The organism is Rhodohalobacter mucosus (assembly GCF_003150675.1).
Taxonomy (GTDB): domain Bacteria; phylum Bacteroidota; class Rhodothermia; order Balneolales; family Balneolaceae; genus Rhodohalobacter; species Rhodohalobacter mucosus.
Genome location: NZ_QGGB01000008.1, coordinates 1 through 17,740, shown reverse-complemented (window position 1 = coordinate 17,740; position 17,740 = coordinate 1). Strand labels below are relative to the sequence as shown.

8 protein-coding genes are annotated in these 17,740 nt (G+C 46.7%); 1 reads left to right on the top strand and 7 read right to left on the bottom strand.

Annotated features, from left to right (window positions below; translation table 11 throughout):
* Positions 1-98 precede the first annotated feature (98 nt).
* From DDZ15_RS11285 to DDZ15_RS11260, 6 genes are all read right to left on the bottom strand, one after another.
* Positions 99-3,545: a GAF domain-containing sensor histidine kinase gene (locus tag DDZ15_RS11285; RefSeq protein ID WP_109647214.1), complete on the bottom strand. Its 3,447-nt coding sequence runs from the start codon at positions 3,543-3,545 to the stop codon at positions 99-101.
* A 12-nt stretch (positions 3,546-3,557) separates the two neighbouring features.
* On the bottom strand, positions 3,558-7,547 hold the full coding sequence (locus DDZ15_RS11280) for a two-component regulator propeller domain-containing protein (RefSeq protein ID WP_158278691.1): 3,990 nt from the start codon (positions 7,545-7,547) through the stop codon (positions 3,558-3,560).
* 207 nt (positions 7,548-7,754) lie between these two features.
* Positions 7,755-8,135: a response regulator gene (locus DDZ15_RS11275; RefSeq protein WP_109647212.1), complete on the bottom strand. Its 381-nt coding sequence runs from the start codon at positions 8,133-8,135 to the stop codon at positions 7,755-7,757.
* Positions 8,136-8,143: 8 nt separating this feature from the next.
* Positions 8,144-11,524: an ATP-binding protein gene (locus DDZ15_RS11270; protein WP_158278690.1), complete on the bottom strand. Its 3,381-nt coding sequence runs from the start codon at positions 11,522-11,524 to the stop codon at positions 8,144-8,146.
* Positions 11,525-11,690: 166 nt separating this feature from the next.
* A complete protein-coding gene (locus DDZ15_RS17020) occupies positions 11,691-14,441 on the bottom strand; it encodes an ATP-binding protein (protein WP_109647210.1) in 2,751 nt (916 codons plus the stop codon).
* Positions 14,442-14,903: 462 nt separating this feature from the next.
* Complete coding sequence (locus DDZ15_RS11260; RefSeq protein WP_109647209.1) at positions 14,904-15,659, bottom strand: hypothetical protein; 756 nt, start codon at positions 15,657-15,659, stop codon at positions 14,904-14,906.
* Between the two features lie 423 nt (positions 15,660-16,082).
* Here DDZ15_RS11260 and DDZ15_RS11255 point away from each other — a divergent pair, with 423 nt between their 5' ends.
* A complete protein-coding gene (locus tag DDZ15_RS11255; RefSeq protein ID WP_158278689.1) occupies positions 16,083-16,622 on the top strand; it encodes a nuclear transport factor 2 family protein in 540 nt (179 codons plus the stop codon).
* A gap of 182 nt (positions 16,623-16,804) precedes the next feature.
* Here the strand turns inward: DDZ15_RS11255 and DDZ15_RS11250 are convergent, their stop codons facing one another.
* Positions 16,805-17,575 (bottom strand): DUF6090 family protein, encoded by a 771-nt coding sequence (locus DDZ15_RS11250; RefSeq protein WP_109647207.1) that lies wholly within the window; start codon positions 17,573-17,575, stop codon positions 16,805-16,807.
* Between the last annotated feature and the right edge of the window lie 165 nt (positions 17,576-17,740).

The window sequence follows — 17,740 nt, the reverse complement described above, 5'->3', positions numbered from 1 at the left end:
TTACCGGTTTGCTTTTGGGTATGTACCTGAATACAGGCAAAGAAATCGGTTGTTTACTCAAGGACCTGAAAATTAATACATGTAATTTGACCATCAACTTATCCATTGAGCGTAATCGTGAATACAGTTTTCCCGGGCTCCGATTGAACAGCCATCGAGCCTCCGTGGGCTTTTACAATATCATTGGTAATAGAGAGTCCCAGGCCTGTTCCCTGTGTTCCTTTCTTTGTGGTAAAAAATGGCTGGAGAACTTTATCCTTCATTTCGGCAGGTATTCCGGGTCCGTTGTCTTCGATGTTGATGATGATGTTCTTTGCCTCTGAAAACGTTCGGACTGTAAGTTTGGGCTCATACTTCTGATCAGGATTAGCTGATAGCTGATTGCTGTCGGCTGTCAGCTTTTCCCGCATGGCATCAAACGCATTGTTGCAGAGATTCAGAACTACACGGCTGAAGTCTTCGGCAATCAGTTTTACTTCTTCGATCGATTCATCCAGATCCAGATTAATATCCACATTAATCGGTTCCTTTCCGGCGCGCATGCCATGGAAGGTGAGATTTACATATTCACGCACCAAAGAATTCAGGTCGGTTGGCTCCATCTCTCCGGAACTGCCCCGTGAGTGCTGGAGCATGGATTTCACGATTCCGTCGGCCCGTTTCCCGTGCTCAAAAATCTTATTCAGATTCATGCCTACATCTTCCAGAGTCTCAAATATTTCCGGTTTCTCAATGTTGTTTTTCGAAAATGTTTCCTCTAGATCTTTTTCAACTTCTTCGATCAGCTCTATACAGAGATCTGAAAAGTTGGTTACAAAATTGAGCGGATTCTTTATTTCGTGCGCGATTCCGGCGGTAAGCTGACCCAGGCTGGCCAGTTTCTCCTGCTGAATCAGCTGTTCCTGGGCATCTTCTAAATCCTTCAGGGCGGAGCTCATCTTTTGGTATGCATCTGCATTTTGAAGGGCCACACTCACATTGGCCGCAATCGTATTCAGCAGGCGCAGATCGTTTTCGTTGAAGCGGTCCTCTTCTTCGGTGCTTTGAACGCTGATAACTCCAATAGGCTCGTTTCCAATGAGTATGGGTACACCCAGGAATGAGGACATCACCCGTCCGATCTGTTTGGCTTGCAGCTGTGCACGAATTTCTGCAACATCCTTGTTGATGAGAAGGGGTTCATTGTTGGAAATGATTCGTTCGGTAAATCCATCTCCAAATTTTCGCGGTTCGTTCTTGTCGCCGTATTCAAAAGGGAAATGGATCATATCCGTCTCTTTATCATGCAGAGCTACGTAAACGATATCCGCCCGGAATGTTTCCCGCATTAATTCACCCACCAGTTTAATCAGTGCATCGAACTCCAGCTGTGAAACGAGGGCCTGGCTGATCCGGTTGACTGTTTGTAGCTCCGTGGCCCGCTGCTCGGTAATTCCAAGTAAGCGCGTGGTTTCATTAAACAGGCGTGCATTCTCCAGGGCCACGCTCATACTGTTTGCCAGGGTTCTCAGCAGTCGTACATCGGATTCGCTAAAGGCGTGCTCCCGGTCGAGATTTTGCAGGCTCACATAACCCTGTACCTCGTCACCCAAAACCATTGGGACAAATAGAATGGACTGAGGCATTACCGTACCGGGAATGGGTTTTACTTTGGTTCCGGTAATTTCTTCTGTTTTCTCAAGGAGATTCTCGTTGATAAGTAATAGTCGTTTTGTTTTGACCAGATGCTCACGGAGTTTATCCAAAGGTCTCGATTCCGGGTAAATTCGTCCGCCGTCCTCATAGAAGTAATGGAAGTGCTCAATCTTTTTATCATTATCTATGGTGTTGATACCCACAACCTGGGCATCAAAAAGGTCACGAATACGATCGCCAACCAAATCATAGATTCCCTGCATGTCCATTTCGGCCACCAGCCCCTGCTGCACGCTGTTTATCACCGCTAATTCAGCATTTCGCTGCTCGGTTTCGTTGAACAGACGTGCGTTTTCCAGAGCCACACTCATACTACTGGATAGTGTACTCAGCAGACGGATATCAGAAGCACTAAAAGCATGATCTCGATCAAGATTCTGGAGGGTGACATATCCGCGCACATCATTACCTACTTTTAAAGGTACAAATACCATAGATTTCGGCATGCTCGTGCCGGGTATTGCTTCCGGTGCTTCACCAGTAATATTTGTAATCGCCTGAACAGAATCTTCCTGGATTGAGATTAACTTTTTAGTCTTGATTAATCGCTGACGAACTTTATCGTATTTACGAGGATCAGGGTAAACACGTTTGCCATTTTCAAAAAAGTAATGGAAGTGTTCTGTTTCTTCTTCGTGATTAAACATAGAAATTACAACGATCTGAGCATTAAACAGGTCCCGGATACGGTCGCCCACAAGGTCATAGATCCCCTGCATATCCATTTCGGCCACCAGGCCCTGCTGCACGCTGTTGATGACCGCCAGTTCGGCATTTCGCTGTTCGGTTTCGTTGAATAGACGAGCGTTTTCTAATGCGACGCTCATACTATTTGAAATGGTACTTAGGAGCTGTACATCTGAAACTGAAAAGGCATTTTCACGATCTAAATTTTGAAGGCTGACACATCCCATCACGGTATCACCGATAATCAAAGGAACAAAAAGAAGCGTCTTAGGCAGGCGTGTTCCGGGTACGGCTATGTGTTCCTCACCGGTTATTTTAAAAATTTCATCATCAGCATTTTCCTGAATATGCAGAATGGTTTTTTTGTCAATGAGCCATTTGCGGATATTATTTAATGGTCGAGATTCAGGGTGTAACCTTTCGCCATCTTCAAACAAATACTGAAAATGTTCCAGTCCTGAATCATGATCAAAAGAATAAATGCCGGTTACTTGTGCATCAAACAAATTTCTTAAATGCTCTCCTATAAGCTCGTAAATACCCTGCAAATCCATCTCTGCAACCAGCCCCTGTTGTACAGAATTAATCACTGCCAGTTCGGCATTTCGCTGTTCACTTTCGTTAAACAGGCGTGCATTTTCCAGGGCAATACTGATGCTGTTAGCCAGTGTACTCAGAAGCTGAACGTCGGAATCCTGAAATGCATGTTCGCGGTCCAGGTTTTGGAGACTTAGGCAGCCGGTTACCCTGTCATCAACAATGAGTGGAACAAACAGCATCGATTTTGGAAATCGGGTGCCGGGGACGGGTGTAATTTCCACGCCCGTAATCTCTTCTATCCTTTTAAAGGAATTTTCATTGATTAATAGGGTATCTGCATTCTGAATTATCCATTTTCTGAGCTTATTCAGTGAGCGGGATTCCGGGTAAAGCCGTTCGCCATCCTCATAGAGGTATTGAAAATGCTCCATGTCTGCATCATGGTCGAATGTATAAATACCCGTAACCTGAGCGTCAAAAAGCTCGCGAAGCTGTTCCCCGATCAGCTCGTAGATCTCCTGCATGTCTTTTTTCTCAAGCAGACCCTCCTGAACCCTGCTAATCAGATCTAATTCAGCTTCACGCTGCTTTAGTTTTACTTCACTGTCTTGGGATTTGGACATATTTTAAATGAATTATGAATGTTCTGGTAGCATAATTACGAAGGTGGTACCCTGATCCTGATTGTTAACAATTTTCAAGGTGCCTCCATGGGCCTTTACAATATCATTTGTTATGGAGAGACCCAGTCCGGTACCCTGCTTGCCTTTCTTTGTCGTGAAAAACGGCTGCATAATTTTGTCTTTCATCTCATCAGGAATTCCGGGCCCGTTGTCCTCAATGTCGATAGACACACCATTGGCGGTTTTACGGGTTCGTATCGTCAATTTGGGGCTGTAGCGGGGCAGAGCGTCATCCCCCTGTCCGGCTTCGCCGGTCTTTCCCTCCGTCGGCTGACGGGGGGACTTTTCTTCGGTCCCCGGTCTTCCGTCACCGGTCTGCGTATGCTTTTCACGCATGGCATCAAAGGCATTATTGCACAGATTTAGAATCACCCTGCTAAAGTCTTCAGCGATCAGTTTTACATCTCCGAGGGATTCATCGAGCTCCAGCTCAATATCCACATTGATAGATTCTTTTCCTGCTCTCATGCCATGAAACGCCAGGTTGGAGTATTCCTGTACCAGTGCATTCAGGTTTGTTTTTACCATTTCACCGCTTCCGCCCCTGGAATGGAGAAGCATTGATTTCACGATACCGTCGGCCCGGCCGCCGTGCTCATGGATCTTGCGCAGGTTAACTTCGATGTCGTCTAAAATAGCTGTCAGCTGATGGCTGTCAGCAGTCAGCTTTTCTTTTACTTCCTCCCTTGCCTCTTCCACCAATTCCACACTCAGTTCCGAGAAATTATTTACAAAGTTCAACGGATTCTTGATTTCATGGGCAATGCCGGCGGTGAGCTGCCCCAGGGAAGCCAGTTTTTCCTGTTGAACGAGCTGGCTTTGAGTTGCTTTCAGTTCACCCAATGTGGAATTCAGCTTGCGATAGGCTGCTGCGTTATCGAGTGCGATGGCGGCATAGGTAGCCAGGTTTCTGAGAAGGTTGATATGGTAGGCTGTATATGCATTTTTCTCAAAGCTCTGGGTTGTTACCACCCCGATCACTTTATTTTGCTGAATCAGGGGGAGATAGAGAACGGATACAGGTTCCCCTCCTTCAACCGGCTTCAAATATTGCTTGAGATACTTTTGGTGTTCATTTGCGTAATCACCAATTACAACCTCTTTTCTGTTTTTAAAGCACCAGACGGCAAGCCGGGACTCCTCATCGAGGCTGAAGGAGAATGATGGCAGCATCTCCCCCTTTTCCTTGGTAGCGGGGAAGTAAAGGTTGTTTTTATGTTCGTTATAAATGCCGACACCGAATACGGCCGCGTCCATAAGTGCATTTACGTTCTCATAAACCCTTTCAATAATTTCATCAACAGAAAGGGTGGACGTAATAGCCTGTCCGATTTTGCTGAGTTGTTCGGTGTCAGAACGCCGCTTGTTTTCTGCTTCTGCCCGTAATTCCGCTTCACGCAGTGCGGATCGCTCCTGCTCTTTTTTTCTTAAACGCATCCGCTGAATCCGGTCTACGCCAAATACCATAAACCCAAACATTCCAGCAAAAAGGCCGTAGGCCCACAAGGTTGCATACCAGGGAGGGAGTATGGAGAGGTTTACAGATGCCCCTTCATTATTCCATACTCCGTCGGAGTTGGCTGCAATGACCCGGAATGTATAGTCGCCGGAAGAAAGATTAGTGTAAGCTGCGGTTCGCTGGGTTCCGGCCTCAACCCATTCCTCATCATATCCGATAAGCTGGTAGCGATAGCGGTTCTTATTTGAGTTTGTATAGTGCAGTGCCACAAAGTCGAACGCCACTTCATTTTGTTTGTGGGTCAGCGTGATGGTATCCGTTTCGGAAAGCGCCTGCTGCAGCGGGGAGTCGGGGCCTACGGGTACCGACCGGTTAAAAAGCCTGAAATCGGAAATTGCAACCCGGGGCGGTGTCTCATTGATCCTGAGCAGTTCCGGCGCAAATGCGGTAACGCCTTTTGCGCTTCCAAAATACATAATGCCGTTCGTGTTTTTGAAGAAGGCGTTTTGGTTGTACTCAAGCGCCATCAAACCGTCATCCAATCCATAATTGCGGATAGCAAACGTTTTGGGGTCGAAATTGGTCAGCCCACCGTTCGAACTCATCCAAAGGGTGCCATTTTCATCCTTGAGCATGCCATAGATATGATCATCGGCCAAACCGTCTGCCATTGTGAAATGTGTGGCCGTATTTGTACGGGTATCAAACCGGTTCAGCCCGGCATTCTGGGTTGCCAGCCAGAGAATGCCGGGTTCGGATTCCTGGGGAACAACGCTGAAAATCACATCATCACTGATGGATGTGGTATCTTTCGGATTGTATGAAAACAGTTCGGAGGTTCTGGCCGACATATTATAGCGAATCAATCCGGTAGATGTGCCAAGCCACAAAACCTGATTTTCAGGGTCTTCATAAACATCAAGAACGATGGGTTCATTATCCTGTCCTTCAGGGGCAACGTTTATCTTTGTATATGTTTCCGACTCCGTATCATACAGGTCTAAACCCCCGCCATTTGCGATCCAGAACTGATTTCTGTTTCCAAGAGTTGGTATCATGTTGAAGATATTATTGTTGCCTTCCTGTTGCCGCAGCCGTGTAACTTCGCCGGTTTCCCTGTCGAGGCGGCTCAGGCCCACATTTCCGGCCACCCAAAAACGTCCGTCATCGGTTTCAGCGAATCTCCAATGGAGGCCCGGAAGTAGAGAGTTGGGGTTATTGGGTTCGAACTGGTGGTATTTAATGGCTCCTTTTTCCGGATGGTATTGTGTGAGGTATCGGGTTGTAGGCCCTGCATCCGTACCCACCCATAGGGTGCCCCGGCTGTCTTCATATACGCCCCATACAATACCCGGAGACAAGCTGAGCGGATCATTCGGATTGTGGCGCAGATGCCAGAAATTGACGGCTCCGGGGTTGAAAGAGCTGATGCCCTCTGCCGTATATCCGACCCAGATGGTGCCGGACTGATCAGCAAAAATGGATTGTGCATAATCCTCAGCAAGACTGTTGGGGTCTCTCGGATCGTTGCGATAGGTTGTGAATTCTTCTGTCCGTGTATCAAACCGGGCTACGCCTGTACCGGGACCTGCAACCCAGAAAACACCGGGCAGATCCGGATCCGGTACAATCTGGTGGATTAAATTGAGTGGGTTTAATCCATCTGTATTGGGTTCAATGATAAACCGCTCGGTGCCGCCGGTTTGCTTGTTAAAGCGAACCAGGCCGTTTCCGGTAGCAAGCCAGAAAATATCCGGGTCCTGATCATAAGGCATGATATCAAACACATTTCCAGGCTGTCCGTATCGTTCCTGAGCATCCGGATCAAATAAAAAGCGGGTAACTTCTTCTGTTTCGGGATGAATTCGGCTCATACCGTTGGTACTGCCGGCCCAGATATACCCATCGGCATCTTCATTTATGAAGTAGATGGTATTGCTTGAAATGGTTGTGGAATCATCGTGTTCGTGCAAAAAGCGTTTAAAAATACCGTCCTCACCCGCTCGCATCCGGTTCAGGCCGTCATTATCTGTTGAAACCCAGAGATTACCCCGGCTATCTTCATAGAGAAACCTCGTCCAGTCACTTGAAATGGACGTGGAATCATCGGGGTTGTGTCTGTAGTGGGTAAATTTTCCGGTTGCCCTGTCCATCCGGTTAAGTCCGCTTGAATTGGTGGTAACCCACATGTCTCCGTTCATGGATTCTTCCGTGTGCCATACCCATCCCTCAGAAAGTGACGTAGAATCGAACGCGGTATAGTTATACACTTCAAACTCATACCCGTTGTAGCGATGCAGGCCGCTTTGTGTGGTAACCCAGATATACCCCTGGCTGTCCTGGGTGATAGTATTGGCACTACCCTGTGCCAGGCCGTCGCCCACTTTAAGATGTTCGAAGCGAAGGGTAGGGGCTTCGGTAGAAAGCAGTGATGGCGGAGTTTCTTCAGCCTGTGCAAGTAATCTGCTGTTTTGTAACGACAAAGCTAAAAGAAGCAGGATGAGTCTGAAACATGCGGGAAATGAAGTTTGGCGCAAAGTTCGGCCACTTCCCGTTGCGGAATAGTTTTTTCGATGATGTAATGATTGAGTGCCCATCCTGAATAAGATGTATGGTTGTCGTTGCCGGATGCACTAACTGTCATTATCCACAACTGAGATTAACGGTTTTGTTATTATCTACATAAGGATCTAGTCTTCTTCCAGCATCTTGTGGATCTCTTCTTTCAGGGAAGTAAAATCGATCGGTTTGGTAAAAAACTCCTTAGCGCCCGAATTGATCGCCTTCTCATAGTTCTCGGTGTCGCCATAGGCTGAAATCATGCTTACCTGAATTTGCGGAAACTGCGTCTTCACGCTTTCAAGCAGTACCAGGCCCGACATACCAGGCATATTGATGTCGGAGAATATATATACAATATCCGGTGGTTCTTTGCTTCGAAGAATGTCCAGTGCCTCCTCTCCCGAAAAGGCGAATTCCAGCTCGATGAGCCCCTGTCGGACTTCCCTTCTGAAACGTTGCCGAAAGAGCATTTCTACGTCTTTTTCATCATCTACGATAAGTAACTTCATGCTGAGTTTTATTTACGGTTTAATTGAATGGAAAATCGTGTGAACTCACCTTCCCGGGATTCAATGGCCAGTTCCCCGCCGTGTGCCTTCACAATGTCGTTGGTAATCGACAATCCGAGCCCGGTTCCCTGTGTGCCTTTTTTGGTTGTATAAAAAGGCTGCAGGATTTTATCCTTCATTTCATCGGGAATCCCGGGACCGTTGTCTTCGATTTCTATGATTACAGACTCATTAGTCAATTTAGTCCTTGCATAAAGGGTAGGGCTGAAGTCTTCTCCCATTTCACTTTTCACACTTCGACTTTGCTCAGTGCGTGCTTTTGCCTGTTCGCTTGCGCGGGAAACGCTATTGCTCTGAGCACTCAGCTTTTCCCTCATCGCGTCAAAGGCGTTGTTGCAAACATTCAAAATCACCCGCGAGAAATCTTCTGCCACCAGTGGCACCTCGCCAACGCTCTCATCCAGCTGCAGGTCGATATCTACATTAATTGGGTCTTTACCGGCGCGCATTCCATGAAACGCGAGGTTTACATATTCTTTAATCAATGCATTGAGATCGGTCGACTCCATCTTTCCGGATCCGCCCCGGCTGTGCTGCAGCATCGACTTAACAATGGAGTCGGCCCGCGAGCCATGTTCGTGGATTTTTTTCAGGTTGGCTTCGATATCGTCGAGGATTTCGAGGATTAACCCCGAGTCATAGTCATCATTCGAGACTTCTTGCTTTTGCGGAGATGAACATCCCCCTTTGTCCCCCTTTGTTAAGGGGGAATTATTCTTCTCTCTTTTTGAATCTCCCGGTCTTCCGTCTCCGGTCCCCCGTCGCACTTCATCCCTCGCTTCCTCCACCATCTCGATACTCACCTCCGAGAAATTATTCACAAAATTGAGGGGATTCTTGATCTCGTGGGCGATGCCGGCGGTGAGCTGGCCCAGGGAGGCCAGTTTTTCCTGCTGAATCAGCTGATCCTGGGCAGCTTTCAGGTCTTCGTATGCTTTTTCTATCTCCCGTGCTTGCGCCAATTCTTTTTCCCTTGATCTTTCTCTCTCTTTTTTGATCAGACGTTTACGTTGAAAACGATCTGCAGCAAAAACAAGTCCTGCGAATATCAGAAAATAGGATATGTAGGCCCACCAGGAGAACCACCATGGTGGTAATATTTCGAAAGAAAAAGTACCGGGTGTACTTATGTTGCCATACGTATTCAAAGCCCTGACCTCCAGAGTGTAGCTTCCATGCGGGATATTGGTAAAGTCTCTGAATGTTTCATCAGACCAGCTTGTCCAGTCTTCGTTAAAACCGGTTATTCTGACCTGATAGAGCGTGTTCTCTTCATCCTCAAAAAAGTTGGTGCCAAATCGGAATCTAAGGTCGTTTTGCTGATAGGGGATCGAAAGTTCGTCAAAACCTGAATTAACGGCCCCGCCAAATAACAGGTCATTCTCGTGAGTGACACCCCTGACAAATGCGTCGAATGATATGCCTGCAGGGTAGTCGGAGTTGCTATCATAACGCACTAAGCCATTTTCACTTCCTATCCATACGATTCCGTCCTCTTCAGGATGTACGGAGTCGAAATTGGAGGATGGAATGCGTCCCAAGGCCCCTCTGCGAAGTGAATCGAGAGGGTTGCTCAGTTCGGGAACGTAACCGAGGCCCGGATCGGTAAGCACCCAAAACCGGCCATCAAAACCTTCTGTGACATTGAACACACCCTGGACAGAATTGTCCGTTTCCTCCTTCAAATCATTTATATCCGGAATAAAAGGCTGCTCCGGATTCCAGGGATCGGATGGTCTGAACAGGCCGGAGTTGGTAATAATCCAAACATTATCATCAAATATCCCAACCTTGGTAGCCCTGGCATCAAAAAATTCCTCAGAATCAAAGCGGGTAATTTCCCTCTCTTCTCCTTCATCTTCACTTTGGGCAGGAGAGATCCTGATCAAGCCCTGAAAGTCAGTTCCGGCCCAAATGACGCTATCAGAGTCCTGCACCACTCTGTAAATTTGTTCTGTTATTCCTTCCAAATTTCGCAAAAAATTCCACTCTCCATTCTCATATCTGTACAGAGCCAGTCCACCCCTGTGACCCAGCAGAAGGTGATCCGGATCGAATTCGGGGATAAAGATGTCCTGAGCTTCAAGCTCAGGCCCTATGGGTGAGGTACCGCTCAGGGTTACCTCTTCCATTCCAAAGCCGGATGTGACCAGTAAGCCTCTGTCTGTCGATTCAAATACGTCGTAGCTTGATGAGGTCACAGGGATCGATTCAAACTGAGGAGCGTTGATGGCGGAATCGTTCTCATTGAGGTATCGGATTTCCGAGGATGAGGAAACAAAGAGGGTTCCATCATGTCTCACCACATCCAGAACAGCTGATATGAGTCCGGTAGTGTTATCAAAGTAGGTGAGGGGACTCGAAATTTCGACTCTGTTAACCCCATTGGTGGTGGTCACCCAGAGGTTTTCGAATCGATCGATAAATACGTTGGTTGCCTGCGGACTCGTGAGAACATCGCTGCTGAAAGCATCCAGGATTTCTCCGTCATAGTTGGTCATTACCACACCTCCGGCAATGGTTGCAAATACGTACCCCGTGCCTCCCACTTCGGTGCCTTCATAGACCAGCTGATTACCCAGAAAGGATGAAACTTCGGTTTCAAATGGCTCTATAGCATCACCATCCAGCAAAAAAGTGCCTTCCCGGGTAGCGATAAAAATGGATCCGTCGGGCCGGCCTCCCATATACCAGATTGAAAGATCCGTAAACTGTTCACCACCGGGCACAAGACGAAACTCATTTTCCCCGAATTTCATCAATCCTGTGCCCTTGTCAATCATATACAAGGTATCACCCACTTTATGGACCCGTTCGAACTGCCCGACAGGTTGAAAAATTTCGATCGAATCATCAGGGGTCACATAAAAGGCGGCACTGCGGGTTCTGAATAATACTCCGCCGGAGTGGGCTTTGGTCTCCCATACATCTTCAAAATCCTTCATGTTATCGGGCAGACTGTCTGAAATGGACCTGTAAAAAGCCAACCCCAAGGAATCAGTCTCAATCACTCCAAAATCATTCACACTTCCAACATATACCCGGTTATCCTCGCTTAGAGCTAGTGATAGGGCAACCTGCCCCCCGGCTACCTGAATCATACGCCATTGCACGCCGTCGTATTCCATCAGGCCGTTTCCGTTTCCGACATAGATCAGGCCGTCCTTATTTTCAAGGACTGACCAGCTCTGATTATGCCCGTTAAACTCGGAGGGTAGATATTGCTGATGATAGTAGATGCCTTTTTCGGGGTGCTGCTTGATTTGAGAGGTGGCCGGTTCGATTCCCAGTAAAATGCAGATTATAAGCCAAATAGAGATCCGGATCATTGAAGCAGATTTTGGAGCCGGCAGAGCATTGGATTTCCGGGTCAGCCAATCCGCAGGTAGTTGATGCAGATCGCCTGTTGAGAATCCAGGATTCAAAAAAGACACAATGAATTGGGTCAATTTTATCATTTTGTCGATGAAGCTTTATTTGCCGGACAGAAAAATTTTATCTGTTCCGCAGTAAAATTTTGAAGTTGGTTCCAAATCCTTTTTCCGATTCAATTCTGATATCACCACCGTGTGCCTTGATGATATCATTTGTGATTGAGAGACCCAGTCCGGTACCTGAAGTCCCCTTTTTTGTCGTGAAAAACGGCTGCAGAACTTTGCTTCTCATGTCTTTCGGAATACCGATTCCATTGTCCTCAACATGGATGGAGACATCTCCACTATTTCTAAGTGTACGGACTGTGAGTTTTGGGCTGTAGCTATGTTCAGTGTCATCCCCCCGTTCTCCGTCAGCCGACGGATCACCTCCCTCCTTCGGCTGAGGGAGGGACTTCTCACTTTTCACACTTCGACTTTGCTCAGTGCGTGCTTTTGCCTTTTCGCTTGCGCGGGAAACGCTATTGCTCTGAGCACTCAGCTTTTCCCTCATCGCGTCAAAGGCGTTGTTGCATACATTCAAAATCACCCGGGAGAAATCTTCGGCCACCAGCGGTATCTCACCGACTGAATCATCCAGCTGGAGGTCGATCTCCACGTTGATCGGGTCGTCGCCGGCCCTCATGCCGTGGAAGGAGAGATTGACATACTCTTTGACCAGAGAATTCAGGTTGGTGGGTTGAGAGGTGCCCTCGCCGCCGCGTGAGTGCTGCAGCATGGACTTTACGATGCCGTCGGCCCGCGAGCCGTGCTCGTGGATTTTGCGCAGGTTGGCTTCAATGTCGCCGAGAATTTCGAGGAGGAGGTTTGTGTCGATTGCCTCACCATTTGCCCCATCAGACACACCCCTGGCGCTTCCGTCTAACGACGGGTCGCCGTCCCTCTTCCCATCGGGATCCCTACGGGGCGAGAGGGGAGTTTTTTTCGCCTCCTTTTTCACTTCTGCCTTTTGCCTTTTCACTTCATCTATCGCTTCCTCCACCATCTCGATGCTCACCTCCGAGAAATTATTCACAAAATTGAGGGGATTCTTGATCTCGTGGGCGATGCCGGCGGTAAGCTGGCCCAGGGAGGCCAGTTTTTCCTGCTGTACAAGCTGATCCTTGGTTGCCCTCAGTTCTTTTAGCGCTATTTCAAGACGATCGCGTTCTTCGCGGATCAGGTGCTCCTGCTGTTCGGCGATCTGCAGATCATTGTATCGGATATGGGCCTGTTCAAAAACGGACGCAAAACGTTTCAGGATGGACCGTCCTTCCTCAGCCGGCTCTTCCTCGGTAAAGGCATAGAGTACGCCGGTTTTGAAAGGGAAAAAGCTGGTGTACTGTACGCTATCCGTTTCAGGGTCCTGAAGCTCTCCCAGGTTGGGTATCTCCGGATTTATCAGACCAATCTTTTTATAGTAGCTGCTGAGCTCTTGGCCTTTGAGTTCGTATATCAATTCCTCATGTTGCGAATCCCATGCATCAAGTGCCTGCAGAAGCATCGGGTGCCAGGTAAGGGAGAGGGTGCCCAGCATATCCAGATAGTGTCCGTCGTTAACGGTGGACGCCCATAGTTCCGCTTCTATTTTTTCCCGGTCGATCATGGCTAAGCCATAGCGAAGCGGCCTGATTTTAAGGATTTCCAGCTCTCTGAACATAGCCTCGGCGATCTGCATCAGATCATCGCTGTGATTCATGGCTGATGCCATGCCGCGTATCCGCTCGAGGCTGGTTTCAACTTTTGATTCGTATGCCTGGTGCTCCGCCTTCCGGAGATCTTCAAATCGCTGGTAAGCCATATCGATAGCGGAGGCCATTTTGGTCAAAACGTTTTTTGCCTCTTCCGGGGGCTCTGCCGGATAATCCAGTCCCAAAACTCCTTTAGAAAACGGAGCACAGGCCTGCCAATAGGTGGTCATGCGTCCCTCATCGACGGCTTCCTGGAAAAGTTTCCCGTTTTGAGCGTCCAGTGTCTTTACCTCATCAATAAGCCCCTGAAGCTGATCTCCCTTCCAGGACATTGTGTAATAGTCGTCCCGTTTCCATTTGGGAGCGTGGCGCCGGGCGCTCTGGGATGACTTGAGGTCCATTGTGATATTTACGCTGGAGAGAGTGCCTTTGAGGTCGATTTCAGAAATATCCCACTGCGTGAGGGTTTCTTCATCATTGAAGATCCAGATCCAGGTACCGATATTATTCAGCTCAAATGCGGCGAGCTCTTTTTTGATCACATTCAGCACCTTCATGATATCGTCCGGCTCCTGCATTCCCATGGCAACGGTTCTGACCCTTTGGATAGCGGCCTCAATTTCGAGCTCCCTGTTTATCAGCTGAAGGTCGGCCGTCTGCTCTGCGACCTGTTGTTCAAGCCTCTCCTTCTCCTTTTTGTACTCGTTGATATGAAAAGGGTCGCCTTCCGTGTCGGTAAGGATGGAGTCGTGCAGGTAAACCAGCTTCCATTGCCCGTCGATCTTTTCCATGAGCAAGGACAACCGGAATACAGACTGGTGAACAACTTCAGTGCCTGATTTGAAAGATACCGTTACCAGATCCACAAAGAGGGCTGATTCCTCGCCGGGCAAGATACGCCTGTGGATAGGTTCCGTTTCAAACTGGAAGGAGAGGCCTTCTGATTTCGTCTGCTCTTCCTGGCCCTTAATTATGGATATATATCCTTCCAGGTCATGTGCCTGTTCGTCGACGGTACTGCCAAATACCATCACGTCCGGAACCACATAAGACTCTATTTGGTCTATCGGAGCCTGATTGAAATTAAGAGCGATAACCTTTTGATAAGCCTCTTTCAATGCTTTTTCCTTATCGGAATCCATACACAATTACTGCACTCTGCATTCTAAATGATTGTTGAAACCCCCAGAGATGAATTGAAAAAGCGCGCACCCCCATACATAATAGACTGATTGGTAAAGCTGTAAATTATTACGAAACAAAGGTTTTTGCCCGTCTTCGAAAAAAAATATTTTTATCCGGGTTAAAACTAATCACAGATAAGAAATACGCTTATGCCTTTTTACCTACACAGCCGCCATTAATATAGCACATACAGGCAAAAAGCCTATTTTTTTGAGGGTTTTTTTCAGGAAAAATCTGCCGGAAGTGAACTGCGGTTTATATGTATTTGAGTTGCGAGAATAAAGCAATTTGCACTCAGTGTATAGGTTTAACTACAGTTTTATACCGGGAGTGTAAGTCGATCCAGTTTATTGACGGAATAAAAAAGGCCCATACATCGTATGAGCCTTTTGTAATTATAAGACCAGCCGGTTAATCAATTAATCCTGCTGATGATCGAAGATCATTTCAACCATGTAGGCACGTGGATTTTCGCAGGTAGTTACCGAATTCATCATGGAGTTCAGATCTTCTGCCATTGTATAAAAATCGCCGGCAATCTGTGCGCGATGCTCAAAGCTTTGCCACCAGGCGATGGACATAAAATCATATCCGAAATCTTCAAAACCCAGATAGGGAGTGGCCCACCAGCCAACCATCCCGTCATATCCTGCCTCATCCAGCCGGGCAGAGAACTCCGCCTGAACCTCCATGGCATACTCCATGCTAACACCTTCCTTCAGATTACAGCTTGCAAATTGAAGGGGAGTCCGTTCATCCATAGGCTCATCCTGTTTCATGGAATTCATGACCATATAATTAATCGTAGAATAAACCGCGTTACATGTATGCGGTGATTCACGATCGTCATTATCCAAAAAGCTATTGGCGTAATTTCCATACTCACGATACATGGCACCACCGTCGGGCCATGACCCGACAATTACGTGAGTATAGTCTTCCAAAAATGATCCTGCCATCATAGGCCGCATCAAAAATTGCGCGTAATTGAGCTCTTTGGCTTCGATCTCCTCGCCGTACTTCTCAGCGTATTCGATCACATCATCAAAGGTCTTGCCTTCTTTCAGCGTGCACATGATAAATTCCGTCCTGGAATCTTCCACCATCTGAGCTTTTACGCCAACCGCGATGATAGATATTAAAACAAACAGAAACAGCTTATTGAGTTGAGTCATGTCATTATCCCCTATTATTTATTAGTTATGTATGAATAAGCCTGTCAGTAGCTGACAGTGCGTCCCACTCATCCTGCCCTATTGATTCACTGATTTTAGAAGTGGATAGAATTCAGTGTAATAAATTTATGCGGCATTATCTTCCTTTGTTCAAAAAAATGAAAATAAATTTTTCGGTATTGCAAATACCGGTATAGAACTTTGATATAACGTTAATGATAATATATTACCCGTGAGGCCACACAGATATTAAGTATATAGTAAATATTATCATGAAATTTACATAAAGTTTACTATTGGAATTTATCCTTCAAAAAGGCAAATTGATTAATGATTACAGAGATTCAAACATGCTTTTCTTTTCATTTAAAAATAAAATAAGGGGATATAGGAGATATGATTATACACAATAATATAAAGTATTTGACCGGATTATTGATTCTGGGTATGATGCTGCTGAACGGGTGTGTTCAGAACATGAATGACGGGAATGACAGTTGGGATATAGGCTCAACAGAGTATGTTGAGATTATGGAAGAGGGGATGATGCATATGCAGAATATGGATTTCGATGCCTGGGGTGAGCTGATGGCAGATGACATTGAATACTATTTTCCGGATGGCGATGCGGGAACCCGTACAGTGATTACCGGCAAAGAAGCTCTGATAGATTGGTGGAAAAACTGGGAAGCCACTACCGGAGTAGAATCCATGACTTTTAGCGAACCTGTTTACCTGCCTGTTATTGCACAGGAGGCTCCGAATTACGCCGGTTTAACCGGGCCGTATGTCGTTAGCTATTTGTCGAATGAGATGGTTTTTAATGGTACTAAGGTCAATCTGCGCATGAATATTACCGTTCATTTCAATGAAGAAAATAAAATTGACCGGTATTACAGCTATTATGATCGTTCACTTATTATTAGTGCAATGGGCACCAATATTCTATCCGATTCTGAATAGATATCGATTAATTGAGACCTGAACATCAACGGGGTCGAAGCTGTCAAATAGCAAGTTGTAAGTTGATAGGTCGGCCCTGTTTTGTATAACACTGAACATATTCTGGAATGCCGGCTCAGCATTGCCTGCACCGGTTTTTTGTAAACAAACAAGCACCGGTCAGTTCAATATGATTCGGCTGTTCAATATGCATCAATATTTTGATTTAGCAGCTCAATTATGCGTTCAGCCGAATCTATCAGTATTCGGCCGTCGATGATGTTGACGGTTAGATAGGTTTGTGCGTCTGCGAGATAGTTTTCAAACATTGGATCATCCAGAAGCCCCCCAATATCCTGGGTTAAAGTAACCGGCTCACCTTTCGGGATATTGTAACCCCTGAATTCAAAGGCTTCATTGATGTTTCTCATGGACAGATAATTATAGTAGAGGGGACGAAGTATGTCATTGTATAGAATGTTCAACCCGCGCTGTTCCTCGAGCATCTCCTCTACCTGCTGTGGCCAAAGCAGCAGCAATTGTTTCAGCTCCTCGTCACTCAGATCATTGATCATGCCGGTACTAAAAAGTACATCCAGCATATTGAACTGTTCGTTAAAGCCGAATGAGTTGATTATGGTTGAGAGAAGACGGTCCATTTCGTCATTTTCGGGTAAAAGGGTCCTGTCTGCAATGATCCTGTTTAGCAGCAGGATGTGCTCAATGGCCTCCTCCCGGGCGGTATTGATCTCCTTCAGTTCGGTAAACCGTGTCTGAAAGTCATTACGCAAGTTGATCAAAAGAAGTCGCTCCCGCTCATCCTGTTTCTGCTGTTCATTCCAGTTGTTAATCTGCAGGGCGATGAGAATTCCCAAGACCACCAATAGGATTTCACCCACAGCATAGAGAAGGTATCTTGTTACCGATCCCGAATCGATCAGTTTCTGGCGGATACGGCGGAAGAGGCTGAACATTTTAGTTTTGAGTTCTTAGTGTTTAGTGTTGAGTTGTGAGATGTAGGTGCCTAAAATAGGTTGACATAAATTATCACTTATAAACCGATTCTTTATGTCTAAAAAATATCTTCGGCAACGCCGGGAGTTTTCACCTACCTTGCGTAAACAAATTGTCGGGTTGAT

What these genes read in the sequence shown, in the direction of transcription:
- DDZ15_RS11285 (WP_109647214.1), bottom strand. Translation starts at nt 3,545, where the DNA reads ATGTCCAAATCCCAAGACAGTGAAGTAAAACTAAAGCAGCGTGAAGCT.
- DDZ15_RS11275 (WP_109647212.1), bottom strand. Translation starts at nt 8,135, where the DNA reads ATGAAGTTACTTATCGTAGATGATGAAAAAGACGTAGAAATGCTCTTT.
- DDZ15_RS11270 (WP_158278690.1), bottom strand. Translation starts at nt 11,524, where the DNA reads ATGATCCGGATCTCTATTTGGCTTATAATCTGCATTTTACTGGGAATC.
- DDZ15_RS17020 (WP_109647210.1), bottom strand. Translation starts at nt 14,441, where the DNA reads ATGGATTCCGATAAGGAAAAAGCATTGAAAGAGGCTTATCAAAAGGTT.
- DDZ15_RS11260 (WP_109647209.1), bottom strand. Translation starts at nt 15,659, where the DNA reads ATGACTCAACTCAATAAGCTGTTTCTGTTTGTTTTAATATCTATCATC.
- DDZ15_RS11250 (WP_109647207.1), bottom strand. Translation starts at nt 17,575, where the DNA reads ATGTTCAGCCTCTTCCGCCGTATCCGCCAGAAACTGATCGATTCGGGA.